Here is a 25,708-nt window from a genome sequence, read left to right as displayed (position 1 = left end):
TTGATTGTTCCTAGAAATATTCTCCATTTCTATTTCTTTAAATAAATTTAGCAAAAATCAAACACAATACATTTATTTATTTATTTTTATGTATAAAGGAAACCGAATGATTAACATTCAGTCCTTTTGAAGTTTATTTAAATCCATATTTAAAGCTACCATAACTATCCTCAAAAAACTCATCATTTATAATTTCTTTATATCTCATAAACGAAGGATAATCTTTCTTTTCACCTTTGAACGAATATAAGCCATATCTATTCATTACATCAGTAGCTATATCTTTAGTTATAATTCTATCTTCTTTTAACAATGAATTTGTATACCACATTGCCCCAGATTCTAATAATGATGTTACTGTTATTTGAGAATCTTCAAACTCATTTTTAATGACATTTGAAAATAAACTATTGATCATGCTTACTGTAAATCTTATATCGCCTTCACCTACTCGATTCTTTCTTAATACATATTCTCCATCGGCAACACGAGTAATATTTCCTTTCTTTCCAACGTATTCGGTCTTTCTGTAAGCTTGTTCTAGTAGTTCATATAACTCTTTAGATATTTCAATTTGGCGATTACTAAAATTAATTTCATCAGAAAGTAATGATACATAATACTTATCTTCTTTTTTAGATAAATCCTCAAATCTTAAATTAATTAATTCTGATAATCCTTTACCTCTAATACCTTCGAATACTGCTAAGACTATTGCTTTATCACGAACGTTAACTAACTTATCAATATTTGATAATAATTCTTCTCTCGTATAATAAGTTAACCCTTCTTTATATAAGTATTTATCAACAAAAGCAGTGTTGATAGCTTCTACTATTGGATGAACTGACGATGAACTATAGCCATTATCTTTAGCCCAAGTAATATAATTTTTTATAGTAGTAATAAAAGAAATTAGGGAACGATGTTTACTTCTCTTAGATGAATAAAAAACAATTTCCAAATCTTCAAAATTCATATCAAACAAATCTTTATCAATTTTAAATTCAACTTCTGCTGTTTTTTCAAAAAGATATATATAACGTTCCTCACTTATTTCTTTAACATCTAAAGTTTTAATAAACTTCATTTTATATTCTTTGTTATACATCACAATTTGCCTCCTCTAACATACCTTCAAAGAAATCTCTTATCTTGCCTCGCATTTTCTTATTTACGACCTTACCTTCATTATTTACTACATTTGTATCTTTCCAGAACTTATTCTCTATATTAAATGCTTCAATTTTAATTATTTCAGACAGTTTTTCGTATGGAACTTTGTTCTCTTTCATCTTACTAGCTAAAGTTAAATGAGCTTCGAATAAATCTGCATCAAACAATACTTTATATTCGTCTCTTTCATGTTTACCGAAATATCCAAATAAATATACTAAGTACTCATTTATTTCATCAGCAACTTTTCTTGACTGAAGTACAGAATCAATATTATAAACATTATTAATAGCGTCATGTAACATTTTATAAGGAATAATATCACTACCACGTAAAGTTGATTTACTATCTCCTACTGAACTGATCCGGTCTTTTAATTCACCTTTAGATTTTAGAATATTAATCACATTACTAACATAGCCTCCAGAGTACTCAACAATTTTACTTCTTGTTAACGGAGTTTGTTTATCCATATTTACTTGATATCTCTGTATTTCTTCATCCGATTTGTTAGAAATAGTAATTGGATAAGAACCTTCAATATCTTTGTCTTTTGAATATGCGCTGTATGTTGCCAGTGTTCTATGCATACCATCTACAATATCTAAGATTGTTCCTGAATTTATTGTCAATTTGTGTGATCTCTCATCGTAAATTAATTCTTCTCCTTCGTCAGATGACATTTGTGCCGCATTTAATGTGATCGTTGAAGGTTCTAACTTATCTTCTAATATTAATTTACGCATTTCAGTTACTTTACTTTTAAATACAATCGGCTCTTCCATCTCTTTGCCATAACGATAAACTTTTCTCATACCTCTTTGTACATTTGGATTATAATTTAATTTACCGTATTTATATAATCTACCAAGCATTTGTCTTGTGATAGTTGCATTATAATATCCATTTCCAAGATAATTAACATTTTCTAATGTTATAGGAAAATCTAAATCGTCAATTAACTGTGTATCAACGAATTGAAATCTTTCGAATTCTTTGATTTCTCTTTCGGTGAACCAAGTGTTCATCCATTCGATATTATCAATTCCTAATTTTACAGTTAATTGTTTTCCGAATAGCGCTAATTCTTCCAAAGTTAATTTACTTACATTGTTTGAATTATTAAACAACATATACACATTGGATTTTTTAATTCCGTGTTTACCATTTAAATGTGTTACTATTAACTCTACTTCTCCCTTATCCAAGGTTTTAGCAAATAAAGAAATTAAACTTTTGACTTCTGTCTCTAAAGATTCTCTATCTTTATTAATTTTCATTTAAAAAACTCCTTTCACTACTATGTTGATTTTACCATTTTCTATTTGTGATGTCACATAAATTTATTCATTTTGTTATTTTATTCTTAATTTTATTATTTAGTAAAAGTAACATTTCTGCACGCATTTCTTCTAAACATTCTAACAATAATTCGTGTGAAGCCGTTTTATATAATTCTTCATCCGTAGTCATTTTTGCAGATATAATACCCGTGACGTTTAAATCAGTTAATCTCAAATATCTCATCGTTGTATTAACATTTTTATGCCTAGCCTTTTTCATTGCAGAATCAATACAATTTCCATTAGTTAAGTAACACATTGTAACAGATAGTTTTTTGAATGAATGGAAAGAATACTCTAATTCCGTATTATTTAATATTTTATTACCTCTTTCCATCATCCCAACTAACTTTTTATAAGTCAAAGTAAAGAGTCTATTTGTATTTCCAATTTCTTTTAATCTTAACAATTTATTATATAATTCAAAAGATATCTTATCTATCCACTCTTCATTTCCTTTACCCTTATTATAACCGTGAGATTTCATAATAACTCCATCTTCTACTGGTGTAAAGTTTGACCATTCAACTTTTAATAATTCAGATGCTCTAAGTGCAGAATCTATAGCTAATTCAATGATTAATGACTTCTCTAACCCATGTTCTTCTTTACCGAAGTAATTAATGTATTCCATTGCTAATTCAAGTGGTATCATTTCTATTTCTTCGCCTATATTCTTAAGCGATTCAATTACTTTTAAATCATCTAAATCATACTTTATTAAATTTTCTCCATTGATTTTCTTCGTCTTTAAATAAGTGATTAATGACTTAATTGCTGATTGTCTATTATTAATCGTCTGGTTAGCATACATCCTAGAACCATCTTCTTTTTCAGCGTCATATAACGAATCAAAGTATTCAAATAAAACTTCTGAACGTAGGTCATGTTCAATATTTTTATCAGTTATATAAGTATAATCATTACTACCTAAGATATCCTTAAATACTTGATTCAAACTGGATCTATAAGTTTTTTCTGTGTTAATTGACTTTTTACTTTTTACTTTTAAAAACTCTTCAATGTAATCTCCTATATAGTTGCTCATATATGAAGTATTATAATTATTCATAACCATAATTTACAACCACCTTTATGATTCCTTTTATTAATAATAGTATATCCATTATTTTGTTAATTGTAAAGTAAATTATGTATTTTATTATTTTAATTTTAAGAGTCGACCATCCTAAATCGACTCTTAATGTTTTATAATATGTTCCTTTTATTTAATTCAACAAAGATTCAATTTCATCAATTTCTAACTCCACTTTCTTTCCTTCGGATAAGAGTTTCACCAATTTGTCTTCCATCAACTTCAATTTTCGTTCTTCATCCTTATGAGCAATAACATCTAATTTAGAATTAATGTCAGTGATCCAATCTTCTATTGGATATCCACTAATAATAAACTCATCCAGATTTAATCCTAAATCCACAGCAGATAATTTAAGTGAATTTACTCGCACTAAGAACATCATTAAGCCATTCTTGTCTGATACGTTAATATTATGTCGTTCACCATCTAATTCAATCGAGCAATTAGTAATGGGTGCAAATCGCATGGATTTACCTAGCTTCACTTTCTTATCTTCAATTTGTTTCTTTAATAGCAGAATACGCTCATCATTTGTTTTTGTCATATTTATTTGCCCTCCGAATATAATTTTCCGTTTGTTAAGTATTTATTTAAATAATGAGGTGGATATTTTTCGAACACCTCTTTTAGATTACCTATTAATTCTTTTTCCCATTTCCAATCGTCATATCCATGCCAACTATTTTTCATACGTTTTACTTTTTTTCGTCTTTCAAGGTTCTCATTATTCGTACCATAATTATCTCTTCGAATTTCAATTTGTTCGCCACTAGAAGTATAAAAAGTTTCTCCCCAACTATTCTTTCTAAACTTTTCTTCAAACTCTTCGTATGTATATGGTAAATATTCATTTTTACTATCGTCAATTGGAGAGTAATAAGTGTTTCGTTCTAATTTATCAAACATTTCAGCGTAATTCTCATCGCATTCTCCGTTAATAAGTGCAATGAATTTATTAAAAGATTTAACGTTCTCTATTCCACTTCTCCAATTCGAATTATTACTTTTGTTATAGAAATAATATGTCTTTCCTTTTGTGATATTTGGATATATCATTTTCCCATTTTCGTCTTCATATTTATTTTCATAATCGCTTACCCACTTATCAAATCGCCCTAGATAAACCCACTCCTCTTTATCTTTGGTTAAGTAAGTAGCACCGACAACTAATTCTTTAGCTTTTAATTTAAAGTTTTCTTTCACTGTGTCTGCATACTCTTTAATTTCAATGTAATCTGGAGAATCAGTAGGGATTAAGACTAGTTCTTTGCCGTCCCATCCATAAGTGAATTGCCCTTCTAACCCCTTCCCTTTGATTGAATTCGTATTTTCTAAAATATACAATAAGTTCTCTATTGTTATTTCAAATTCAAATCCTCTTGGATCATATACTCGTACATATGCTTGTCTGTGATTCCAATCTGAAACGTAATCTCCTACTTTTTTGTTTAGAACAAATCCTTCCAATGGTTCATTCTCGAAGTCGTCAAAATTAACCTTGTGATCACGCCATGAATTCCACGATGTCTCTTTACGTAATTTACCTTTCTCATCATAATAGATGATATAAGCTAATTTCTTTGTATAGGTATTACTACGTTCTTGATATCCAACTTTAATTTTCTCAGGTAAAAAGATAGTTGTTTTCAATTTTTTTATTCTCCTTTTATGTATTTATTTCAATAATACTTACCTTTTATTTAGAGTCGTATTTTTTATTAAAATAATTTATGCCAAAATGCTTTTAAAGTTCTTTTCCATTTGTCACCCTTTAGTTCGTATCCATCAATAAAAACCTTTTCATTGATTACCGTTACATTATTGCCTGAAACACCTTTTGGACGTTCAATTTCCACACCGTTAATTATTAATTTATTACTACATTGTATAACTACTGTGTCCTTCAATTTCATCATCCTTTATATGTATTTAATAATATTTAGTTATTACTGAATTCTAATTTATACGAATTATTAACCCTGTAAGCCAACTTCTTAATCAACGCATTTTTCCAACTATAAACATCACAAGACAAATGTTCCACATCATACTTTAAATTTTCAATTTTACTATGATGTGGAACATTACAGCCTAATAAAGTACCGTTGTAAGTTTTAGTAACCCCTCTTACGATTTCTTCAATATATGTATCCCATGATTCAACTTCAATAACTCTTGATTGATGATCTTGAAAGTTGCCATTGTCATCATAAGAAATATTTGTTTCAATAACTAACATAATCAATCCCTCCAATTTCTGTACTCCTTACAAATACATTTAGGTGTTATAAATACTATATAATTTATCACCAAGAAACATTGTTTTTCTCATAACCACATTAGCTTTCAATAATGTATCTCTTTTATTCAGCATTATTTTATAATAGCTAATAATTGAGTCCTTACTATAAATCCATTTGCAAATATTCTAATTGTTTTTTGGTTAAGTATTTTTTACAAGTTGAATTAACCCAACCATGCTGTTTTAAGTTTTTATCGAAGAATTCTTGACTACATACAATCCAATCCCAATACCTTTGTGGTGTCCAACACTCTCCATAACATGCAATCAATTTAGCTTCCATCGAATTATTCCTCCCAAATATTTAATAATACATCTGTTTTATGTAATTAATTATTTAACATACTTCTTGTTATAATTTTTAACATAGTCATTCATGGCACTATCATATTCTACGCTCTTATCTAAATACGCTTCTGCCACCATTCCAAAAATCAAATCTCTAACTTTTTCTTTTTGATTAATACTAGCAATAGTAGAGTTAGCTATAGTAGTTGCTATCTCGTAATACCTAAAGTAATCTCTGCTCATTATATTTTCTCCTTCATTTCTCTCAATACATCAATTACCATTTCCCAAGTTTCGTTAATTTGCGAAGCATCTTGGTAGATAATTCTCTTTAATTCTGTTTTGATTGATTCACGTTTATCTAAATATCTTTTCTTATTGTTATGTATATCTATATCAAATTGATCTGGATTGAACTCATATTTAGATGAACCCATCATACTTTGTTTTCTCATAATCTAATTTTTACATTATGTTTCATATTATTGATAGCATTTATATAGTCATCTTTAGACATACAAGATTCATGATCTTCTAATACACTAAGCGCATGTTTTTTAATATTTTCTTCTACTAAGAAAGCATCTTTAATAAAGTTATATGCGTTTTTCAAAAATTCCATTTCTCCCACCCCCCCATTTGTTGACAGTAATAACTAGTTTCTTTTGTTTTTAAAATTGGGTGAGTGTATTTAAAAGCCACATACCAATCTCGAGTCATACTTTCACAACAGGTTTCAAACACTACTTTGACATTGAACTCTCTGGTCATTTTTTTCTCCTATTTCGTATTTAATTTTCATAATAGACGGCTTTTATTCAATCTCTTCTTTTACTTGCAAGCAGTCAGTTTTTAACCATTGAGTTATTTTATCAAGCCTAATTTGTTTAAAATTAACGTTTTGTTCGTTATACCAGTCACTTAGTTTTTGCTTCCTTTTTCTACTATTACAGCTTTTGCAAGAAGGTACACAATTAGTGATATCATTTATTCCATCGTGTTCAACGTGTTCTTTATGTAATCTTTGTTTGTATATTTCTTTATGTTCTTTTTCTGTTAATCCACAGTATGCACAAGAATAATTGAAGTATTTTTTACATTCATCCCATTCGGATTTCGTTATATCGTGATTCCTGTGATTCTCCGCCCACTCTTTAAATTTATCCAAATTTTCCTTTCTATATTGCTTATACCATCCTTCTGCATATTTCTTTTTATTATACTCTAGCCTCTTCTTTTTAGAATGTTCTCTACTATCTCTAACCCTAGCAGATTCTCTATGCTTTTCTCTATTGTTCTTTATCCATTCAGCCGTCCTTATTCGTTGACACTCTTTGCATTCAGAACTATAAATTTGTTTCTTTTCTCCTTTTTTATTTTTATAATTTATTGTGTAGAATAGCTTTACGTCCTTGGTATTTTTACATGTCTTACAACTTTTATTCAACTTATATGCGATCTCCTTCCTTTTAATAATCTGCGACTATCATTTAATCTTTACGAGTTTCTCTAGAACATTTTAAATTATGTACAGCCAATGAATGACTATATTCGTCCGTCAGTACTAATCTTCGTAAATAATTTAAATCTGAATAAGATAACAGCACTTCAGTCTTTTCCACTATCACAAAAATCAATTGCATCATTCAGTCTACCTAACACAGTATCGACCAATTTCATTCACCTCGTTTTATGTATTTTGTTTTATAAAATGAAATTATTATTTAATACAAAAGAAATCTTGGTTCATAATGATCCTCCGACTTGTATTTTCGCTCCATATTGTAATCAACAGTAGAAGTTAGGATTCTAGTATTTAAAAATTCCAAACCACGATCATCGCCAAATGAGTATTTATCAATAAATGAATAATGATGTTTGTTTCCTCGTGTTGAGTCATTCATAGGTAATGCTAAAATCCTAATTTCATAACCGTCTTTTTCTAAACCTACTTCATGATGATTCCTATACTTACGCTCATATAGAACTTTTTCATTTGTTTTTAACTTATCAATTAACGTACTAGCCTTTTCAAAATTAATATAATAAATTGCTACTCCGATATGCAAACCCTCTTCTACTATTTCTGTATTTACAAAATTAATCACAGTTACACTTCCTCCTCTTCGTCAGTAATACCGTACTTCTCATAATTCTCTATGCCCAACTTTACCTTATCAAAATCAATATTTAACAATATGACATCGATATATGCGTTCTCTCCATCTCCACCATAAGAAAATCCAATATCTTCAATATGAAGTGATGAGGTATAATTCGCAGTCCACGTACCTGTATGTAAATGAATTTCTACTTCATCACTATCAACTTTCTTTTCTACATCTTGCAACATTTTAATCAGCTCGCTCAATTTAATTTTCATTAAGACAACTCCCTTTTCATAAAAGCGTTCTATTATTTAATGTAATTCAAAGAATTTTTTCTAACCGTATAGTTCAACTCTTCTGCTTCGCCAATATAGTCTCCAATCTCATACATAGATGACTTGCAAGCACGAGTTAGCTTATCATAAATATGAAATTGTCCATCTTCGCCTAAAATTTTAATTTTAAATGTTAAATCCTCGTTTCGTTGAAAATGCTCTAATTCACCTTTTACATTTGAACTAACTTCTACCATTTTAAATTCCTCCTAATTTTTATAAATTCGTTATATTTTTAATCCACCCCAAAATTTTCTTTGATCAGGGTTTGACTGTACGTTTCGATTCGTTCTACTGTACAGTATTTCGCTTCTTTGTCTCCATGATAAAACTCTTTCAGAACTTTATCCTTTTCGTCATCTGTTTCAACAACAAAATAATTATGCATTAAATCATTGTCATTATCATATATGCCAATTTCGTATTTTATATTCATTCAAAACCCTCCTGAAAAATCATTATTGTATATAGTAAGTAGTAGAATGTTCTTATAGTTTTGTTTTAATATAATACTTAGTAATTACATTTTATTTATTTGTTCCATAATATAATTTATTTCTTCCTCATAAGGCAATAACTCTGGATAATTCGAACCTATACTACATGACCCACTCCATAAATTATCAACAGTATAATTACAAGTATCACATCCAAGAAAAATTCTTAATTCTGAAGGAGAATTAGATGAAAGTTTTATATTTTTCTTTTTTATCCCTTTACCTTTAGTTTTATTTTCAAATGAAACAGATTGAACAAATATTCTTTCTGCCGACACTTCTAAAATCCCATCGTTACATTCTGGACATTTAATCATAGTCTTCACCTCTAACTAAAATTTAACATCTATTTTCATAATATCAACTTTTTATTTAGTTTCGTATGTATAAGTAATTCTTCTCCCAAGTGGAATTCCTAAAAATTTATAAACTTTAACCTGTTTTTCTTTGACTTTAGGTGGATCTGGTACTTCAACCATTTTAACTACTTGATAATATGCATCTCCAATAGTTATTTCTTTTTTATATGAAGGTAGTCTATCACTAGTCGCTACAATGTAGCCATGTCCTAGTTCAATAACTTCATATTCATAACCAGTGACCCAATCTCCATTGTTAAACGGATTAGAAGTCGTTACTACTGTATCTCCTACTTTTGCGTAAATGTTAAAATATTTTTTCTTCAACATTTTTATGTACCTCCTTTCATAAAATCGAATTATTATTTAAGTTATAATTCCATTAGACTCTAAATACTTTATCATTACATTCACTATCGCATTAGATGGAGAATAGCCAAACTCACTATATTCTTTTCCGTCCAATAAAATCCACGCACGATAATTTAAACCGTTCAATCTTTTTCTAACTAAGCATTCTTCAAATTGTTCCAATAAAATCCATGCATCCTCAATATCTGATTCAGGATGCCAACTTGATTTATTTATCAAGCCATTATCTGTAATCCATTTTCCAGAATCTTCATCTGTTTTCCACTTCATAATTTCTGTAGCAAGAATATCTCTAACATCCATATTTACTGAGCCTCCAATTTCAAATTAATTTGTTTATTATATTCTTCAATATTTAAGTTAATATTCCTTCCTATAAAATACGAATATTATTAAATGTTATCCTATAAAGATACAGTCATCATATTCTTTAACCTCACAAGCATTTCCAGAACCAGTGAAATTATCAGCGACAACCTCTATAACTTTATCTTTATTTTCTACCTTCTGTAGAATTTCAATTAAATCATTAACTGTAATAACCTTACTCATATGTACACCTCCTAATATTTAGTAATGTTTGATTTCTTAACCTAAGTATAAATAACAAAATACATAAAATCAAGTATTAATTATGTATTTCTTTATTTAATTTTATAATAGGGAAATATTATATAAAGGTTTGGATCAAAAACATGATTATCCTCATTAGGAAAATTTTTATAAAATATTATACTTTATTTGGTATACTATGCATTGTAACTATTTTCTAGGAGGAATAAGGTAAATGGATAGTAAGTTATGGACTATTTTCTTTTTAATAATTTTCTTTCCGATAGGTTTATTTTTAATGTGGAAGTATGGACACTTTACTAAACAAGTACGTGTTCTCGTAACTCTGTTTTTCATAATTATAGTTTTACTTGTATCTTGTTTTAGTGATACAAATAGTGCTCAAAAGGAAGAGTTACTTAAGAAGGAACAGCAACTAAAAGATAAAGAAAAAAGTTTAGTCAAGCTAGAGAAGGAACTAGTTAAAAGAGAACAAGATTTGGATAAGAAATTAGAAGCTTGTAAGAAAGATCTTGATAAACAAAATAAAAAGCTAGATGAACAAGAAAATGAACGTGAAAAACAAGAAGAAATAGAGAAACAGGAAAAATCACGTCAGAAAGAGGAACAGAAAATAATCAAAGAACAAGCGAAACTTGAAGAAAAGAAACAACAAGAGGAAATAAGAAAGCAAAAAGAGCAGAAAAAACTTGAGGAACAAAAAAAGCAGGAAGAGGCACAAAAACAAGAGGCTACTCAACAGACTTCTACTCCGACATCTGCTCCTCAACAAAATGTAAATTTCAGTAGTTGCAAAGAAGCCAAATCCGCAGGTTACTCCAACATTAGAAGAGGAGAACCAGGATACTCATCTAGACTAGATAGAGATGGTGATGGAATAGCTTGCGATAGATGATAACAAAAGAAAGTCACTCACTATTTTATGTGGGTGACTTTTTAAATACTTTATTTTATAAAACATTTTCTTCAGGAACTTTATCGAAATTGAACCCTTTAAACGACACAATTCTTAATGACCCTGTACTTGTTTTCTCAAGATACTGTACCTTACAGAACAATCTAGGCTCTAACCACATTACATCTCGTTCTACGCTGATTACTATTTGTTTAGCAATTTCTCTAAATGCTCTTTTTTCAGCTGGTTTAAAGCCAAACTCAACATTTGCAATCGGTCTATATTTACCATTAGTTGCTTGAGTACCTACTACCATTGTAAATGGATTTTCTTTATAACCTAATATAACAGTATCCATTACTTTAAAGTGCTTATACTTTAACCAATTATGTGATCTATGATTTGTTTTGTAAGTGGAATCGCTACGCTTCCCTACGATACCTTCCATACCTTTTTCTTTAGTCAAATTAAAGATATCACCGCCATTACCTACTACAGATGGTGTTACCAACAAATTATTCGAAGGCTCAATTATCGATGATAATACTTCCTTACGTTCTACTAGTGATTTATTTACAACTTGTTTATCAGTTGCTATAACATCAAATGCAATAAATGTAGTTGGATGAGTTATCGTTGCTTGTTTAATCTTATCTCTATTTGAAAGTCTGCCTCTATATGCAAAATCATCAAATACAGATACTCCATCACGTAAAACTACACCTTCACAATCAATAATTGCTCTATGTTCTGCAATGGATTGACCTACAGTTTGTAACTCTGGAAACTTAGCAGTTACATTGTTTCCATGACGTGTAAAAGCCTCTACTCTTTCTCCATCTTTGTGTAAAAGAATGCGCCAACCATCCCATTTTATATCGTAAATCCATTCAGGATCATCTATTATTTCATCATTATTACCCATCGAGAGTAACATAGGTTTTATTGGAGTAAACAACATAAGTATCCCCTCCTCACAACCCATTATCTCACGGTAAACAAGACAAAAATACATGTAAATCAAGGGATTGGTGGTAATTACAATTTCATTTTCTCTTTTATGTGATCATTGAGTAGGTTTTCTACTTTTGTCTTTAATGCTTGATTAGCATACCTTAGTTCTACATCGTTTCCTGCGGTAGCAACTTGCACATCACTAAAATTTTCATCTATCTTAGTCCATCCGACTACTCTTATATTTTGTTGTTTAAGCTGTCGTTTCAAATCAAAGCATTCATTGCGTAGATCCTTCAATAACGAATCCATTAACGGAATAAATACATTTTCCAACTTAAATTGTTCTACCTTTAGATAATCAACTTGCAACGATTTAACAGTTAAGTCCAACAATAAAAATTTGTGTACAAGCTGTCGTTGCTCTGAATTAATCATCTATATTTACCATTGATACTTTTTGTATCTGATCAAATGTAATACGTTTGATTGAAATATCTATATCCAAAAGTAATTCCTTATGAAATACATTGATAGCAGTAATCATTCCTACAACATCATGTGTTTTATTGTCGCTCCAAAAAGTTAATTTTACCTCTTCATGTAGTTTATAAGCTCTCTGCACTACCTGTTCGATCTCTTCTATTTCCCATTCAGTCAATTCACGCTTTTTATCATGAAATTGTTCCTGTTTCCATTTTCTAATTTCGACTAAATGCTCAGGTAACATCATAGCTGTCCATTTTTTAGTACTACGGTCTTTTAACATAGTATCTCTCCTTACATAAAATAAGAACATTTGTTTTTATATATTATAGAACTAATGTTCTAATTTATGCAATAAAAAGATCAAATATGCTCAATAAAAGATAACTATTATTTATCTCATTTACTCATTATGTACTTTCTTCTTTTTAATTTTATCTAATCCATCAGTAAAATAAAGTAAACTCTCATATACTTCTGCTTGGATTTCTCCTTTCTTATCGTATCTTGAGCTATTGTAAATTTGGTCTAATGATAATTCAATGTGATATTTTAACCATTCATATTTTGTTTTCTTCATATTTCACCTTCTTTATGTATTTTTGTAAACTAATTTCCTTTTGCTCGTAAATAATCATCTTTCAGAATTTCATATATCTTGTCATCGTAATACTTACCATCAGATAACATCACTTCATTTTTTCTATAACCAACAACTCTACCATTATATTTATCTATGTATTTTTCGTACATTTTTTCAGCTCTATTGCCTCTAATTACTTTGAAGTTTATTTTATTGAAGTTATATTTATCGAATAAGTCTGTTAAAAACTTTCTAAAATCTTTAGAGAATGTGTAATTTATTTCGAAAAAATTAATCACATATAAATCAGTGACATTCCTAGTTTCTCTATCTATATATGCCCCTAACACTCCTATTACCTTGTCATTCTTTACGCTTACCATTTGTAAATGATTCCAATTATCTCTTGGAATGTCCGTATCATATCTATAAAACGATGAAAAGAAATAGTATTTGCATCTTTCGTCCATCATTGCTCTTCTCATTAATAGTGATAATTTATGTTCATATTCTACTGCAAACTCTAATGACATTTATCTGACACCCTCTCTTATAGTATTCTCATTTTACTTAAATTTCTTAGCCAACCATGTTGAAATTTCATCTATGTATGGTTCATAAACATATTTATCTAATCCATTCAGATGTATCATGAGTTTGCCATTTTAAATTACTTAACCAATGATCCAATACTTCTTTTGATTCTTCTGTTGTCATGTTCGGATTAGCGTCTCTCCAAATATCGATCAATATAGAATTATTAGTTTGATGCAACATTGCCATTTTCAAAACCATAGCTTGTTCTTTGTCCGTTAATTTAGTATCAGTATTAGAAACTACTGACTTTAAAATCTTCCTAGCGATACTTTTAATTCGTTCTTTTTCTGTGTAGGTGAATTTATAACTTGTCATCATCATCTCTCCTTGTTTCATAATAGGCTCGTTTTATTTTATGTATTAATTTCACATCCTTCAGCTTTCATACCTTCCATATGAATAGTTTTACCGTCATCACTAATATCAAAGTAATCAGTATATCTTGTGAAGACTTGTCCATCTTCAGTTTTAATTTCAACCTTATACTTTTTCTTTGGTAGTTGCTCAATACTACTAGTTCGAAGTGGTTTTGCTGTTAGTAATACCTCATTTGTTTCACTGTCTACTAATAATACTTCTGCTTTTTCTAATCCCATCCTGTTTAATCTCCCTTATTTTATTATTTTATTCCATAGTTTATCGTATAAATAGTCGTCATCAACGTATCTCAATATGTATAATATTATTTTTTGTTTAATTCTTTCAATGAACGAATACCTTTTGTACATTGATAATCCATCACTGTTTACTATTTTGTCTCCGTTATCATCTTCAATTCTTGATAATTTATTGACATACGCTATATATAAATCCAATTCTGTACATTCATTATCACCGTGTAGTTCCACAACTTCATTCTCTATCTTCTTCTCACTTATTAATTCTTTAGTCTTATATTTAGATTCTATTGATGCATCTAATGAAAGTAATCTTATTCTATCTTTATTTTCATTAACCGAATCTCCAAAAGTTTTAATCCTGTTTGATATATCGTTATTTTTAATTTCTATTTCCTTAAGTCTGTTCTCCAATTCGTTATAAGATAGCATAATCCCACCTTCTAAGTTTTAATAATACTTTGTTTTTATGTAATTATCTTCTAATATCTGAACCAATCTTTGATCACCTCAGAAAATGTTCGTTTAGCAAGTTTACTTTCAATCATTCTTCTGAACTTAGGTATGTACTGATTCAACTTTTCCATTTCAGCTTCTAACAAGTCTTTAGAGGAATTGCCATCGTTAATTATGGCTTCCGTGACATATACACCATAATTATCATCAATGTTATACTCAATACTCTTCACTTTATATTTAATTCCATTTGCAATTAGGTTGTCCCCTACAATCAATTTATCTCCTTGATATTCAAAATAAATATCCTCTTCACTATATTCTAAATCCACATAAATACCGTATGAAATATGTCCGAAGTATTGATATACAGTAGGGTAATCAATTCTACAATTCCTATTATTTCTTGTGTTTTTGTAGTATTTTTCATTAAATTTCGGCTTAATATTATTATGTTTAGCTTTCACATACCATCTATCCACGCACTCATCCTTTCTTTAAAATGACTGTATCATTAAGTATCTGCTTTCACTATTATTTCAAGAAATAATTAAATGAAATGTATAAAACCTAAGAAAGTTCCATATAATTATAAAGAAGCAAGAGCTTCTAATGTAATGTCGTTAGATTTCCTAAAGAAATGAGGTAGGGATTTATTTCTCTGTCTCGTTTTCTTTTTTTTATAAAAATCCAATATTATTTAATTCTTCAACCTATCCTCTTCTGCAATTCCAGATTGTAATTTCTCGGCTTTTCCAATGTACTTCTCACATTTGACGCAGTAAGCGTTTTTACCAGCACTATGGTTCAAATAATCGTACATACTACTTTGTTCTTCGGCATAATCACCTAATTTTGTATAAAGGATAGTTGCTGTTCCAGTTATACGTTCCCTAACGTAAAACCCTTCTTCTGCTTTGCAATGTGGGCAAACAATAACGCTCATTTTTTCACCTCATTTAATGATAAGTCTCTTTTATGTATTTAAATGCCCAAATTATATTCATTTATTCTAAGTGTGAAATTCAACAATTTACTTGAATGCTGTGCGATCAGCGTTTTCTTAGTAGTCATAAGCATATCATTCATGTCCTTATATTCAGATTCATCGATTTTTCTAATTATGTAATAGTCGTAATTCTCATAGTCAAAACCAAGAGTATTGTCGATAAATTTATTGTCATGTGACAAATTGATAAAATGTACAATTGGATAGTCACTTTCATTTATACAGATACATGAATAAACACTCTTCATCAAACCATCTTTAACCATTTGTACGGCATTCAATTGACATCTATGATTAAACAACCCCTTTCCCATTTTCATTTTAGATTTAGGAACTTTATTGTAATTACTTTGACAGTATTCTTTAATTCTTACAGCAACTTTACCCTTATACTTCTTTCTCATCTACATATTCCTTTCATAAAAGTTTAGTATTATTTAATATGAGTATCTGTATGGCATTAAATCGTTCAATACAACTTGCATTGATTCATCAAAATCATACTTACTAGTTAATCTTACCTGTTCTACAGTCTCCTGAAGTTTTGGGAAAGTCATTAATTCTTGTTCATGAATTTTACAATATAACTTTAATTCCTCATAAGCGTGAATAAGTTTATCTTCATTTAATCTCTGCTTATTTAATAAATTTCCTTTAAAATAACCCACCGAAATACCACCTTTATGTATATTATTATATTAATCGTTTACACCTTCTATAATTCCACCAAAATTACAATATGTCGATGTTTCAGGTTCTATATGAAAATTACTTTCTGGTAACGGCTCTTTTAATTTAGATCTTAAATCTTCAATATTACCAGTTTCTAAAACATGTATTTTTCCGTTGATAATTATACTTTTTACGTATATAGAAATATCATTCCTTGTTCCAAAGTCAACTCCTATTATATTCATTAATCACTACCTCTTTCTAAAAGCATTCTTAGCACTTTTTCTTCATTATCTATAAATTCTATGGCAAATTGAATATTTCTTTTTGCTGTATCTAGCTCAACAAGACGATTTTCTACTTGTACAGTTGAAACAAAATCATTAGTATTTGCATCCAATGTACCAACAGTAATTTCTACAATGGCTTTTGAATAAAACCCATTCATCATCTTTCCTCCTATCTAACTTTAATAAAAGCATGATACTAATTAATTTCACGCTTCATTATGTACTCACTTCCATCTTTCATAGTTAACTCCCAACGATCTTTTCCTAAACTGTTTAAAGCATCAATAAACCTGATTTCATAATATGAGTCTCCTTTATATCCCTTTTCATTAATAATTTCCCCATCAAATGAATACAAACGTTGACCATGTTCATATCTCTCTATTAACACTGCATATTCAAACTTACTCATAATTAAACTCTCACTTTCGTTTACCTAAAATCCTGTTCATCTTCTTACCTTCTAGAAATCCATTGCATTTCTTTTCGGATTTAGTACACATAACTTCATTCATTTGAGTAAACTCTTCCATCGAGATACCTAAATTAATAGGATTGGTATCCTCATTTTTATACACTTCCATTAAGGATCTAGCTAATTCATCTACAGATGTACTTTTTCCTACACCAATAATTGCGTTTTTGCTCATTCAAACCACTCCTTACATTTAATAATATATTGGTTTTATCACCCTAACTTATTTAAAATCTCCTTTTGTTTCTAATGCTTCATTAATTGCTTCTTGAGCCAATACAGCTTTTTCAGCAACCTTGTTTACACGTTCGATTACTTCTCCAACTTGATTTTGGTCAAAAATTTCATCGAAGAATAGGTCAAATAAACCAATCTTCATTAATGCTTCCATTGCCATAATCTTTTCTTCGAACGTGTCACCGATTTCATTTTTAAAGTGAGAGAAGTATTTAATAATAAGCAATAGCTCATATTTAATTAGTTGTTCTTCACTTTCAAAGAAACTGTATTCTTTTTCGATTGCGTACTGCATATCGTTGAATAGCTCAAGAGTTAGCTTCTCAACTTGAGTGCAGTCAAAGTATTCGTTATACTTAACTGTTTTTTTAGTCTCAGGGTCAACTACGAACGTAGACATTACATCTACTTTCTTAGAATCTACTAGAATATCTTCTAATTTAATTAGTGACTGTCTTTTTGTTGTCATGGTAAAATCACCTCTTTAATCAAAAATGATAACTCTTCATATTTCTTAGCTTTATCGAACATAACCATTAGTTCATTTTCGTATTTTTTTATATTAATTACCCTCCATCATAGCTTCTTGATATGCTTCAGCATAATTATTCATCTGTCTATCTGAAAGCATTGAATTAAATTCGCTCGCTACTTGCTCTAATCGTCCTGCAATACCAAGAAGGAAGTTAATATCATCATTATTAAATTCAGTTATTAATCCATTATCTGCTAATCCTTGTAGGTATTTAATTCTTTCTTGTTCATTCATTTCAACCACTCCTTTTATTATTTAACTAAATTTTACCACACAATTAAAATATTCACAACCAATTTTATGTATTTTATAATTTAATTTATTACTCTTTGTATTTTATTACAATCTATCAATTTATCTGTATAATAAAATGGATAAAAGATTTGTATATGTTGGAGGATGATTATGTGAGTTCTTTAAGTAGTGAAGATAGACTATTGTTCGAAAAACTTTTAGTCAGAAGTGGACGTGTGTTAGATTTCAACAATTTACCATTTGGGATTTTTGTTCTTGAAACCACTGGCATTGATATTTATGACGGCAACTATTCTGGTATTAGAATGTCAGATGCAAGCAGATTACGTTTGTTTATAGAAACAGAAAGTAATTTTGTTGTACAAAAATTATTGTCGAAATTACTCTCAATCTGGTATAAAAAAATGGTTGCTTATGATTATGAATTCAATAATGACGAGTCTTTCGAAAGGTGTAAAAAGATCCTAACTACACTAAATGATAATAATGCAATAGAAGATATTGATAATATTTCAGCAATTAATAATACTCAAGGAGTTGATTTATTATCTGCCGAAATTAAAGAAAAGTTGTTAGACAACAATCCAGAATTAGCTTTAGATAGATTACATACATATAGTGTGAAGTTCTTTAGAGAGCTTTGCATAAAGCATGATTTGCAATTTAAAAAAGATGATCCTTTACATTCTTTGCTATCTATATATAGGAAGTCGTTAGAAAAATCTAATACTATACAGTCAGATATGACAATACAAATTTTAAAGACAAATATAAATATATTGAATAACTTTAATAACGTTAGAAACAACAAAAGTTATGCACATGATAACGCTATTTTAAATAAAAGTGAAAGTAAGTTAATTTGTAATCATGTTATAACATTATTAAAATTTATTGATGAAATTGAAGAAAATAATGCTGTTCAAAATTCATTTTAATTTCTAAAAGCAACCAATGATTGTTGTATAATTACATCAATTGGTTGCTTCAAAATGTCTTGATATGTATTTTACAAAACAAATATATTATTTAACTTCTAATTCTTTGATAAAATTTATTAGCTGATCTTTTGGAATTACTTTTAAAATATTCTTTACTTTTTCTAATTCATTCTCTGACTTCTCCTTTTGAATTTCATACCATTGTCCAACTAAATGACCTATTTCTTGAGTTAATGTAAATGTAATTTCTCGTTCGAATCCTTCTGTGTCTAATTCTAACCACTTGAATGGAACGATGAATTCAGACCTATTTACATCATACCCCCTAGCAGTAACCCCACTTACTTTTACTCCTTTTTCTTCTAGTATATATTCATCATCTTCAAACATTACAGTTATAATCTCTTCTTCAAAAGGATCTTTGCCGAAATTTTTCACATATAGATGACTATATAGTGGTTTGTTTTTATCTTCATAACATTTGATTTGATTCTTGTATTCAGTATTATAAAACTTAATAATTGCTTCACACTTATTTTTAAGGTTGTTCATTGAGTCCTTTAAAATGATAATTTCTTCTTTTTTCACAATAATTCTCTCCTTTTTTAGTTTTCATAAAACGTGACTATTATTCAATTCATTATTATGTATTTACTAATATAGAAAGATTTGCTTATCACTAATCTTTCCTTTCTATGATTAATAATTCTTCAACACCACAATTTAGATATTCACACAAAGTCTCTAAAGTATCAAACTGTATTCCTTTAGATGTTTCATGGAAAATTCCTCTGATTGCAGTTTTAGATAGTCCAGTATCTCTAATCACATCAGTCATCTTCAGTTTTCTTTCTGCTAGTAACACTCTAAGGTTTAATTTCATTTTAAACACTCCTTTAGGTATTACTTTAACACTTAAAAGTACTTTAAACAACACTTTGGTATCTTGATAATAGAATCATATTAAAAAAATCTTAATCACAATACGGTAATCCTTCTTTGTTATACATTTGAGTTATACCCATAGACTGACCTCTTGAATAAACAATGTAATGACAACCTGTTTCTATATGCTTCACTTCACTATAGTCATCACGCTTTAATTCATTATTTGAGATCAGTTCGAATCCATCTGGTACACTGGCTTTCACTTTGTTATTGCTTTGATTACATCCAAATAACACTGTGAATCCTAATACTCCAACTAATAATAATTTACGTTTCATTATGTATTTCCTCCATTTAATTTTTAATAAAACTCCTCTTTTACTTAATTGCTATACTTAGCAATACATTCACTTTCGACATCAATTTTTGTGTATCCATAATCATCTGTCACAGTATAGCGATTGTCGTCTAAATTGCATTCCACTATGGTCAGGATTGTTCTATTTCTTACCCATTCACGAATATAAATTAACGGATGAGTTGCTAACTCTTCATCTAAAATAACCTTGTCCCTAACTTTATACAGTGCTTAGACCTCCTTTAGTTTTAATAAAACGGTTCTATTAAATAAAACTTAATACTTCTCAACAAACCCACAATTATTACATTGAATTGATTCTCTATAAATACTTGCATTGTCTTCACTGCATTCAGGACATTTGAACTTAAAAAGTTTCTCTTCTTTAATTTCTTCTTTTTTAAACTCATCTTCAAACTCTATGTAATCGTTCTCTGATATTCTACCTTCGTTTAACATCCATTCATCATAACCTTTAAATTCACAAACTTTTTCCCATAATCCCAAGTTCCTTATTTGACTAACTGTTAACTTCACAAGACTCAATTTATTTACCTCCTTATTTTTTATCATTTTATTTCTTATGTTCATATTAACATCATGAGTTATTTACTACAATATATTTTATGTATTTTTTTAATTTATTTTTAATACTTAAAGATGAATATTATTTTTAAATATGTATAATACTAGTTATATAGATTTAGAAATTATTTATTATGGGGGTTTTATAAGATGACCGAAAAGAAAAAAGTAAAACGTGTTGAAATACCACTAGAAATCTCAAATGAAGCGATGTTCTTGTCAAAAAATACTTGTTGTAAATGTAGAGAGCCTAGAAAAGCTGTTCAAACTCATCATATAGACGATGATCCATCAAATAGTAAGAATTTAGACAATATAGCTGTATTGTGTTTACAATGCCATGATGAAACAATGATTAAAGGTGGTTTTGGTAGAAAGCTGAATGCAGGATTGGTAATTAGGTACAGAGATGATTGGTATGAAACTGTTAAGAAAGAAAGAGAAAATACCATCACTACTTCGCAAACACCAAATGATACATATTATGACGATTTGGATGGAGTTAATCTAAATGATGTTAAAACACGAACGCTTCATAGACGTATAGGTTCAATTTTCGCATATTCAAAGTTTAAAGAAGCTATTGAAAATTATTTCGATTTAACTATTGGCGACCAAAAGGTTCTTGCAAAAATATTAAAAGACTTTAGAAAAAACGCAGAGGTAGACATACCTAAAATAATTAGAAAAAATAATAACTACATTTACGATATATCTAATTTAAAGGATAGTTTCTTTTTATCATTTCATTGTGGATGGGAATATTTAGGTATGGATTCAGAAGGCTTTACGATAGATCCAAATGAAGACATTGTTCTTGCTGTTAGCATCAAAGAAGGATGGTCGTTAACTCATTTCTCTGAAATCATCAATGAAATTTATTTGTATTTTGACGAAGATAAACAAGAACAGTTTAATGAAAAATTACGTGAAGAGACTTGTTAATAAATAATACTAAGGTGAGTATTTGATTGAGCTACTCACCTTTTCATTTTTGATAATACTATCCTATTATTTAAGTGAGTAACTACAAGAGTTATTCACCTTTGATCAACTTGGTATATGATACAGCATTATTGCAACTTTAATTTCTTTGTTCTTATCACCGTTTAAGTGGAAAATATAGTCAAACCAACTTTCATCTTTTTGATCAACAAATTTAATAAAGTTGTCATGTGTCTGAATTGACTCTTTTGCGGTTTCAATAACAGTTGTGAACTCCTTATTTCTTACAAACATTATTACAGAAGTTTTTGAATCTCTCCAAGTTAAATATCCTAGCAATTGGTCAATAGTTTTTAAAAAGCCTTTTGCTCCTGTCCAAAACTTACACTCTCCGACAAACACATTACCACCATCATGTCTAAGTAAAATGTCTGTTTTACCACTTTTATTGAACGTTTCTCCAGTAGCACTTCCATCGAAATGAGGTTCTAATAACATTAAGAAATGGTCACGTAAATCTTCTTCACCTTTGTTGTTATATACCGAAGGTTTTCTTTCAAATTCCTTACCCATATCATTTACAATCTTTAATATATCATTGTATGTTTCATCATCTAATATTGGATCTGGTGCATAATTCTCTGTCTTTGGTGTTGGTTTAACGGTTATTTTCTTTTTTACTTTAACATTTGGTATTGAAAAAGTTTGAGGAACATCCCCTTTTTTTCTTATTGGTACAGTTATTCCTGACAACAATTGTTTCCTTTTTAACAACTCTTGTTTTCTATTGATAAAAATTTGTTCTACTGAAGATTTTATAGAATTATTGTAAGTTTCTATATCTTTATTTACATACTCAACCATTTCCATTAAATCCCTTTTAAATCCATCGAATTGACTTTGTACACCTTGATAATCGTCACTAAAAACAACATATCTTTTAATAATTTCATTATTTGTTATTTTAGCTGTAGGTGGATTAAACGTATATTGTGAAGGTAATAACATCATTAAGTTTCTATCACCTGCATATGGTATGTGATAGTATAGAACTGGCATTTTATAGCTTTTACCATCATATACGTTATATCTCCGTGGGAATTGATCTGAAGATATCTGTTCTTCTTTATGGTCTGCAAAAATATCATCTTCAATTAATGATATTCCGTCAATAGATAGGGTATCTACTAAATGGTCTATGTATTGTTCTTGTCCAACATTCAATATATAACTTTCATCTTGTGATTCGATTATTTGTTTAACATCCTTAATTTTTGATGTCAAATAATCGGAAAGTTTAGCTATGCTATTGTAAAAAAGTAACTCTTCGTCATAATACAATATTACCAACTCCCAATCTGTGTTTATAGTTAATTATACCAATTTAATATACTAATTTCCATCAATCATCAGTAAGCTACTCATTAGTGTTTATAAATAATACGAATCATTTATTCAAACTTGATTCAATTAGTAATTACTCCAAACTTCACTTAAATATTCAACATACGGAATTCCATTGGAGTTCAGCCATTCTGAGTTTAATCGAAATAAGCTATTCCAAAATACTGATGTTTCTCCGATGAATTTAAATCCAATAAAATCATCACCCATAATTTCAACACCTTACGTTTTAGTCGCTACTTCTAAAATATCCTCAAACAAAACATTTTTTCATTATATTCCAATTTCATTGATAATGCTTTCTTAAAATGGTACTTTTATACAAAGGAGGTAATTATATGAGGAATTTAATTGGATTCATTTTTTTATTAATAGGAATTTGGCAGCTAATAATAACTTGGCGAACATTCACAGGTCTCAAGAAAGACGGAGATAAAAGTACTTCTCCTTTTATTATGCTAGGTCTGTGGAATAGTTTAGTATTTGCCATAATTTTTATTGCTGTTTCACTCGGATGTTTCTTCATCAATTTTTAAATATTTCTATTTAAAAATTATTTGGTTTGTTCATTACTTAAACCTGAATTACTCATAGTTATCTAAAGTTTGTGTTTTTATGGGTTTTTTGATAGTAGTCTCGTTTTTTTGCCACTTTAATGAGGCGCGCAAATACTTTTGATTTGAATTCCCTTATAATGCTTTGGGAAACTAAGTGTACGGAGCCAGTTTGTATAATTATAGTAAACAGACTTAACATCATGCGCGTTTCATTGACAAGGAAATCATGACTTTTCATCTGATCGAAATCAAATCCGTTCTTTGATATTCATAATTCCCACCCCTTTTCTTTTATATAAAATGAACATTTTAAATAATCCTGCTTAATTTTTTCTCCATTTTTCTACTATATAACCTATCATGCTTAACCTTATTGAAAGCTTCTTCAACAGAAATAGATCTATGATAATCATCTTTTAACATATCTTCGTTTGGGTAATAATCTGAGTCACGACTATAGAAATCCATTTCGTCATAATTGTAAAACTCTACTGCACCTATGTACCAACCTGCATTAGATTGAAGTCTAACATCTCTAATTACAATGTCATCTTTATTAATCAAACCATTAAACTGACTCCAACTTTCGCTCCATCTACTTTGAATCATTGTTTCCCTCCTTAAGATACTTGCTATAATCTTCCTCATCGTCATACTCAATTTCTAAATCCTCAGTAACAACCTTTTCGTTATCTACATCCCATTGCACAATACCATCTATGTTATACATTTCATGTTCAATAGCATCAATTGCGCTGTTTGCATAAATATCTTCATCGTTATAAATAACTGTCATTGTAAACGTAGTTTTCTTCATCATATGTATAGATACCTCTCATCTTATTATTTTATGTATTTAACTTCATAATAAATCACTTTTATTTAATCTTCTTCTAGACCATATTCTTTCATTTTCTTTTCTAATTCGTGAATTCTGATTTTCCTACGCATCTTTTCAATTCTTAATAATTCTTCTCTTGCCTCCATTTCTTCTCTATCTCTTGTTAATCGTTCCATCGTTTTCATTGCCTCAATACGTAGTCGACTTTCATATTCTGTAGAAACACTGTAGTCATTCTCATACTGATAACGCTTATTATTTTTTGACTTGAATAAACCGAACATGATTATTCTCCACCTTTGATAATATTCAGTTTTTATTAAATATTTGCGGTAACTTATTTAGCGACTGCATATCTAACTTTATATCCTTAAGACTTGGAAATTTTTCATAAAGTTTATCCCTTTGTACTTTTTCAAATTCCTCATCTATACTTCCGTCTTTGTTTAACTTTCTATAAAACATAATACAATTAGAAAAACCTTCTTCTTGAAGACCTTTATTCAATTCATTATGAAAGTTAGCAATGTCCAAAACCTCTATAGTTTTTGCACAAAGTGTTCTACCAGGTGTATATATACAAGAAGCATTTCCTCTAGTGATAACTGGATAGCTTTCGTACCAAACTTCAAATTTGTACATTCAATCATCTCCTTTGATAATATCTATCTTTTAT

General features: G+C 29.0%; 51 protein-coding genes and 1 pseudogene. 4 read left to right on the top strand and 48 right to left on the bottom strand.

What is annotated here, in order from left to right:
* Positions 1-133 precede the first annotated feature (133 nt).
* The 20 genes from AC3WSK_RS03975 to AC3WSK_RS03880 form a co-directional block, all read right to left on the bottom strand.
* Positions 134-1,111: a phage lytic cycle repressor MrpR family protein gene (locus AC3WSK_RS03975; protein WP_492534917.1), complete on the bottom strand. Its 978-nt coding sequence runs from the start codon at positions 1,109-1,111 to the stop codon at positions 134-136.
* On the bottom strand, positions 1,104-2,456 hold the full coding sequence (locus AC3WSK_RS03970) for a ParB N-terminal domain-containing protein (protein ID WP_492534915.1): 1,353 nt from the start codon (positions 2,454-2,456) through the stop codon (positions 1,104-1,106). The genes AC3WSK_RS03975 and AC3WSK_RS03970 overlap by 8 nt, the downstream gene beginning before the upstream one ends.
* A gap of 67 nt (positions 2,457-2,523) precedes the next feature.
* Positions 2,524-3,597 carry a tyrosine-type recombinase/integrase gene (locus AC3WSK_RS03965; protein ID WP_492534913.1) on the bottom strand — a complete coding sequence of 358 codons (1,074 nt, stop codon included), beginning with the start codon at positions 3,595-3,597 and terminating at the stop codon, positions 2,524-2,526.
* Positions 3,598-3,748: 151 nt separating this feature from the next.
* Positions 3,749-4,162, bottom strand: coding sequence for a hypothetical protein (locus tag AC3WSK_RS03960; RefSeq protein ID WP_492534912.1), 414 nt, complete (start codon positions 4,160-4,162; stop codon positions 3,749-3,751).
* Positions 4,163-4,164: 2 nt separating this feature from the next.
* Positions 4,165-5,268 carry a hypothetical protein gene (locus AC3WSK_RS03955; RefSeq protein WP_492534910.1) on the bottom strand — a complete coding sequence of 368 codons (1,104 nt, stop codon included), beginning with the start codon at positions 5,266-5,268 and terminating at the stop codon, positions 4,165-4,167.
* Between the two features lie 68 nt (positions 5,269-5,336).
* On the bottom strand, positions 5,337-5,525 hold the full coding sequence (locus tag AC3WSK_RS03950; protein ID WP_492534908.1) for a hypothetical protein: 189 nt from the start codon (positions 5,523-5,525) through the stop codon (positions 5,337-5,339).
* A gap of 32 nt (positions 5,526-5,557) precedes the next feature.
* Entirely contained in the window at positions 5,558-5,857 is a 300-nt protein-coding gene (locus AC3WSK_RS03945) for a hypothetical protein (RefSeq protein WP_492534906.1), read from the bottom strand.
* A 166-nt stretch (positions 5,858-6,023) separates the two neighbouring features.
* Positions 6,024-6,203, bottom strand: coding sequence for a hypothetical protein (locus AC3WSK_RS03940; protein WP_492534904.1), 180 nt, complete (start codon positions 6,201-6,203; stop codon positions 6,024-6,026).
* 50 nt (positions 6,204-6,253) lie between these two features.
* Positions 6,254-6,451: a hypothetical protein gene (locus AC3WSK_RS03935; protein ID WP_492534902.1), complete on the bottom strand. Its 198-nt coding sequence runs from the start codon at positions 6,449-6,451 to the stop codon at positions 6,254-6,256.
* Complete coding sequence (locus tag AC3WSK_RS03930; protein ID WP_492534901.1) at positions 6,451-6,648, bottom strand: hypothetical protein; 198 nt, start codon at positions 6,646-6,648, stop codon at positions 6,451-6,453. The genes AC3WSK_RS03935 and AC3WSK_RS03930 overlap by 1 nt, the downstream gene beginning before the upstream one ends.
* Positions 6,649-6,659: 11 nt before the next feature.
* A complete protein-coding gene (locus tag AC3WSK_RS03925) occupies positions 6,660-6,830 on the bottom strand; it encodes a hypothetical protein (RefSeq protein ID WP_492534899.1) in 171 nt (56 codons plus the stop codon).
* 192 nt (positions 6,831-7,022) lie between these two features.
* Positions 7,023-7,655, bottom strand: coding sequence for an HNH endonuclease (locus tag AC3WSK_RS03920; protein WP_492534897.1), 633 nt, complete (start codon positions 7,653-7,655; stop codon positions 7,023-7,025).
* Between the two features lie 277 nt (positions 7,656-7,932).
* On the bottom strand, positions 7,933-8,316 hold the full coding sequence (locus AC3WSK_RS03915; protein WP_492534895.1) for a hypothetical protein: 384 nt from the start codon (positions 8,314-8,316) through the stop codon (positions 7,933-7,935).
* Positions 8,317-8,318: 2 nt separating this feature from the next.
* A complete protein-coding gene (locus AC3WSK_RS03910) occupies positions 8,319-8,591 on the bottom strand; it encodes a hypothetical protein (protein WP_492534893.1) in 273 nt (90 codons plus the stop codon).
* Between the two features lie 32 nt (positions 8,592-8,623).
* Positions 8,624-8,848, bottom strand: a complete 225-nt coding sequence (locus AC3WSK_RS03905) for a hypothetical protein (protein WP_492534891.1) — start codon at positions 8,846-8,848, stop codon at positions 8,624-8,626.
* A gap of 38 nt (positions 8,849-8,886) precedes the next feature.
* Positions 8,887-9,087, bottom strand: coding sequence for a hypothetical protein (locus AC3WSK_RS03900; RefSeq protein WP_492534890.1), 201 nt, complete (start codon positions 9,085-9,087; stop codon positions 8,887-8,889).
* Between the two features lie 84 nt (positions 9,088-9,171).
* The gene (locus AC3WSK_RS03895) at positions 9,172-9,465 is read right to left on the bottom strand and encodes a hypothetical protein (protein ID WP_492534888.1); all 294 of its coding nucleotides are present in this window, start codon (positions 9,463-9,465) and stop codon (positions 9,172-9,174) included.
* 51 nt (positions 9,466-9,516) lie between these two features.
* Positions 9,517-9,837, bottom strand: coding sequence for a hypothetical protein (locus AC3WSK_RS03890; protein WP_400937112.1), 321 nt, complete (start codon positions 9,835-9,837; stop codon positions 9,517-9,519).
* Positions 9,838-9,873: 36 nt separating this feature from the next.
* Complete coding sequence (locus AC3WSK_RS03885) at positions 9,874-10,182, bottom strand: BC1872 family protein (protein ID WP_492534886.1); 309 nt, start codon at positions 10,180-10,182, stop codon at positions 9,874-9,876.
* A 96-nt stretch (positions 10,183-10,278) separates the two neighbouring features.
* On the bottom strand, positions 10,279-10,431 hold the full coding sequence (locus AC3WSK_RS03880) for a hypothetical protein (RefSeq protein WP_492534884.1): 153 nt from the start codon (positions 10,429-10,431) through the stop codon (positions 10,279-10,281).
* A 235-nt stretch (positions 10,432-10,666) separates the two neighbouring features.
* Between AC3WSK_RS03880 and AC3WSK_RS03875 the strand changes: the two genes are divergently transcribed.
* A complete protein-coding gene (locus AC3WSK_RS03875) occupies positions 10,667-11,347 on the top strand; it encodes an excalibur calcium-binding domain-containing protein (protein ID WP_492534883.1) in 681 nt (226 codons plus the stop codon).
* A gap of 55 nt (positions 11,348-11,402) precedes the next feature.
* On the opposite strand, the gene AC3WSK_RS03870 is transcribed toward AC3WSK_RS03875, so the two are convergent.
* From AC3WSK_RS03870 to AC3WSK_RS03785, 18 genes are all read right to left on the bottom strand, one after another.
* Complete coding sequence (locus AC3WSK_RS03870; protein WP_492534882.1) at positions 11,403-12,308, bottom strand: ATP-dependent DNA ligase; 906 nt, start codon at positions 12,306-12,308, stop codon at positions 11,403-11,405.
* Between the two features lie 77 nt (positions 12,309-12,385).
* Positions 12,386-12,739: a YhjD family protein gene (locus AC3WSK_RS03865; protein ID WP_492534880.1), complete on the bottom strand. Its 354-nt coding sequence runs from the start codon at positions 12,737-12,739 to the stop codon at positions 12,386-12,388.
* Positions 12,732-13,070, bottom strand: coding sequence for a YolD-like family protein (locus AC3WSK_RS03860; protein WP_492534877.1), 339 nt, complete (start codon positions 13,068-13,070; stop codon positions 12,732-12,734). Before AC3WSK_RS03860 ends, AC3WSK_RS03865 begins: the two co-directional genes overlap by 8 nt.
* A gap of 120 nt (positions 13,071-13,190) precedes the next feature.
* Positions 13,191-13,367, bottom strand: a complete 177-nt coding sequence (locus AC3WSK_RS03855; RefSeq protein ID WP_492534875.1) for a hypothetical protein — start codon at positions 13,365-13,367, stop codon at positions 13,191-13,193.
* A gap of 29 nt (positions 13,368-13,396) precedes the next feature.
* Positions 13,397-13,903: a GNAT family N-acetyltransferase gene (locus AC3WSK_RS03850; protein WP_492534873.1), complete on the bottom strand. Its 507-nt coding sequence runs from the start codon at positions 13,901-13,903 to the stop codon at positions 13,397-13,399.
* A 94-nt stretch (positions 13,904-13,997) separates the two neighbouring features.
* Complete coding sequence (locus AC3WSK_RS03845) at positions 13,998-14,303, bottom strand: hypothetical protein (protein WP_492534871.1); 306 nt, start codon at positions 14,301-14,303, stop codon at positions 13,998-14,000.
* A 17-nt stretch (positions 14,304-14,320) separates the two neighbouring features.
* Entirely contained in the window at positions 14,321-14,563 is a 243-nt protein-coding gene (locus AC3WSK_RS03840; protein ID WP_492534870.1) for a hypothetical protein, read from the bottom strand.
* A 15-nt stretch (positions 14,564-14,578) separates the two neighbouring features.
* Positions 14,579-15,016 (bottom strand): hypothetical protein, encoded by a 438-nt coding sequence (locus AC3WSK_RS03835; protein ID WP_492534868.1) that lies wholly within the window; start codon positions 15,014-15,016, stop codon positions 14,579-14,581.
* 50 nt (positions 15,017-15,066) lie between these two features.
* Entirely contained in the window at positions 15,067-15,522 is a 456-nt protein-coding gene (locus tag AC3WSK_RS03830) for a hypothetical protein (protein ID WP_492534866.1), read from the bottom strand.
* 218 nt (positions 15,523-15,740) lie between these two features.
* The gene (locus AC3WSK_RS03825) at positions 15,741-15,986 is read right to left on the bottom strand and encodes a hypothetical protein (protein ID WP_492534864.1); all 246 of its coding nucleotides are present in this window, start codon (positions 15,984-15,986) and stop codon (positions 15,741-15,743) included.
* A 38-nt stretch (positions 15,987-16,024) separates the two neighbouring features.
* Positions 16,025-16,453, bottom strand: coding sequence for a hypothetical protein (locus tag AC3WSK_RS03820; RefSeq protein WP_492534863.1), 429 nt, complete (start codon positions 16,451-16,453; stop codon positions 16,025-16,027).
* Positions 16,454-16,486: 33 nt separating this feature from the next.
* Positions 16,487-16,717, bottom strand: a complete 231-nt coding sequence (locus AC3WSK_RS03815) for a hypothetical protein (protein ID WP_492534861.1) — start codon at positions 16,715-16,717, stop codon at positions 16,487-16,489.
* 30 nt (positions 16,718-16,747) lie between these two features.
* Complete coding sequence (locus AC3WSK_RS03810; protein WP_492534859.1) at positions 16,748-16,966, bottom strand: hypothetical protein; 219 nt, start codon at positions 16,964-16,966, stop codon at positions 16,748-16,750.
* Positions 16,966-17,172 carry a hypothetical protein gene (locus AC3WSK_RS03805; protein WP_492534858.1) on the bottom strand — a complete coding sequence of 69 codons (207 nt, stop codon included), beginning with the start codon at positions 17,170-17,172 and terminating at the stop codon, positions 16,966-16,968. Before AC3WSK_RS03805 ends, AC3WSK_RS03810 begins: the two co-directional genes overlap by 1 nt.
* 35 nt (positions 17,173-17,207) lie before the next feature.
* On the bottom strand, positions 17,208-17,423 hold the full coding sequence (locus tag AC3WSK_RS03800) for a hypothetical protein (RefSeq protein WP_492534856.1): 216 nt from the start codon (positions 17,421-17,423) through the stop codon (positions 17,208-17,210).
* 10 nt (positions 17,424-17,433) lie between these two features.
* Positions 17,434-17,661, bottom strand: coding sequence for a hypothetical protein (locus tag AC3WSK_RS03795; RefSeq protein WP_492534855.1), 228 nt, complete (start codon positions 17,659-17,661; stop codon positions 17,434-17,436).
* 48 nt (positions 17,662-17,709) lie between these two features.
* On the bottom strand, positions 17,710-18,192 hold the full coding sequence (locus AC3WSK_RS03790) for a hypothetical protein (protein ID WP_492534853.1): 483 nt from the start codon (positions 18,190-18,192) through the stop codon (positions 17,710-17,712).
* A 93-nt stretch (positions 18,193-18,285) separates the two neighbouring features.
* Positions 18,286-18,492, bottom strand: a complete 207-nt coding sequence (locus tag AC3WSK_RS03785; RefSeq protein ID WP_492534851.1) for a hypothetical protein — start codon at positions 18,490-18,492, stop codon at positions 18,286-18,288.
* A 173-nt stretch (positions 18,493-18,665) separates the two neighbouring features.
* Between AC3WSK_RS03785 and AC3WSK_RS03780 the strand changes: the two genes are divergently transcribed.
* Positions 18,666-19,451: an abortive infection family protein gene (locus AC3WSK_RS03780; protein WP_492534849.1), complete on the top strand. Its 786-nt coding sequence runs from the start codon at positions 18,666-18,668 to the stop codon at positions 19,449-19,451.
* 87 nt (positions 19,452-19,538) lie between these two features.
* On the opposite strand, the gene AC3WSK_RS03775 is transcribed toward AC3WSK_RS03780, so the two are convergent.
* From AC3WSK_RS03775 to AC3WSK_RS03760, 4 genes are all read right to left on the bottom strand, one after another.
* Positions 19,539-20,042: a hypothetical protein gene (locus AC3WSK_RS03775; RefSeq protein WP_492534847.1), complete on the bottom strand. Its 504-nt coding sequence runs from the start codon at positions 20,040-20,042 to the stop codon at positions 19,539-19,541.
* A gap of 91 nt (positions 20,043-20,133) precedes the next feature.
* Complete coding sequence (locus AC3WSK_RS03770) at positions 20,134-20,337, bottom strand: helix-turn-helix domain-containing protein (RefSeq protein WP_492534845.1); 204 nt, start codon at positions 20,335-20,337, stop codon at positions 20,134-20,136.
* Positions 20,338-20,428: 91 nt separating this feature from the next.
* A complete protein-coding gene (locus AC3WSK_RS03765) occupies positions 20,429-20,680 on the bottom strand; it encodes a DUF6440 family protein (RefSeq protein WP_492534844.1) in 252 nt (83 codons plus the stop codon).
* Positions 20,681-20,976: 296 nt separating this feature from the next.
* Positions 20,977-21,246 carry a hypothetical protein gene (locus AC3WSK_RS03760; protein WP_492534842.1) on the bottom strand — a complete coding sequence of 90 codons (270 nt, stop codon included), beginning with the start codon at positions 21,244-21,246 and terminating at the stop codon, positions 20,977-20,979.
* A 189-nt stretch (positions 21,247-21,435) separates the two neighbouring features.
* On the opposite strand from AC3WSK_RS03760, the gene AC3WSK_RS03755 reads away from it, so the two are divergent.
* Entirely contained in the window at positions 21,436-22,230 is a 795-nt protein-coding gene (locus AC3WSK_RS03755; protein ID WP_492534841.1) for an HNH endonuclease signature motif containing protein, read from the top strand.
* A 105-nt stretch (positions 22,231-22,335) separates the two neighbouring features.
* Here the strand turns inward: AC3WSK_RS03755 and AC3WSK_RS03750 are convergent, their stop codons facing one another.
* The gene (locus tag AC3WSK_RS03750; protein ID WP_492534839.1) at positions 22,336-23,571 is read right to left on the bottom strand and encodes a hypothetical protein; all 1,236 of its coding nucleotides are present in this window, start codon (positions 23,569-23,571) and stop codon (positions 22,336-22,338) included.
* 401 nt (positions 23,572-23,972) lie between these two features.
* On the opposite strand from AC3WSK_RS03750, the gene AC3WSK_RS03745 reads away from it, so the two are divergent.
* Positions 23,973-24,170 (top strand): hypothetical protein, encoded by a 198-nt coding sequence (locus tag AC3WSK_RS03745; protein WP_492534838.1) that lies wholly within the window; start codon positions 23,973-23,975, stop codon positions 24,168-24,170.
* Between the two features lie 103 nt (positions 24,171-24,273).
* Here AC3WSK_RS03745 and AC3WSK_RS03740 read toward each other — a convergent pair.
* The 5 genes and pseudogenes from AC3WSK_RS03740 to AC3WSK_RS03720 form a co-directional block, all read right to left on the bottom strand.
* Positions 24,274-24,456, bottom strand: a pseudogene (locus AC3WSK_RS03740) (transposase); the annotation flags it as partial.
* 44 nt (positions 24,457-24,500) lie between these two features.
* Entirely contained in the window at positions 24,501-24,800 is a 300-nt protein-coding gene (locus AC3WSK_RS03735) for a hypothetical protein (protein WP_492534836.1), read from the bottom strand.
* Entirely contained in the window at positions 24,787-25,011 is a 225-nt protein-coding gene (locus tag AC3WSK_RS03730) for a hypothetical protein (protein WP_492534834.1), read from the bottom strand. Before AC3WSK_RS03730 ends, AC3WSK_RS03735 begins: the two co-directional genes overlap by 14 nt.
* Before the next feature lie 62 nt (positions 25,012-25,073).
* Entirely contained in the window at positions 25,074-25,316 is a 243-nt protein-coding gene (locus tag AC3WSK_RS03725) for a hypothetical protein (protein WP_492534832.1), read from the bottom strand.
* A 25-nt stretch (positions 25,317-25,341) separates the two neighbouring features.
* Positions 25,342-25,674: a hypothetical protein gene (locus AC3WSK_RS03720; RefSeq protein ID WP_492534830.1), complete on the bottom strand. Its 333-nt coding sequence runs from the start codon at positions 25,672-25,674 to the stop codon at positions 25,342-25,344.
* Between the last annotated feature and the right edge of the window lie 34 nt (positions 25,675-25,708).

The sequence above is a fragment of the Lysinibacillus sp. EB271-A1-10B genome, from assembly GCF_058791335.1.
Note: the sequence above shows the minus strand (reverse complement) of the source record. Positions and strands in the feature narration are given on the sequence as shown.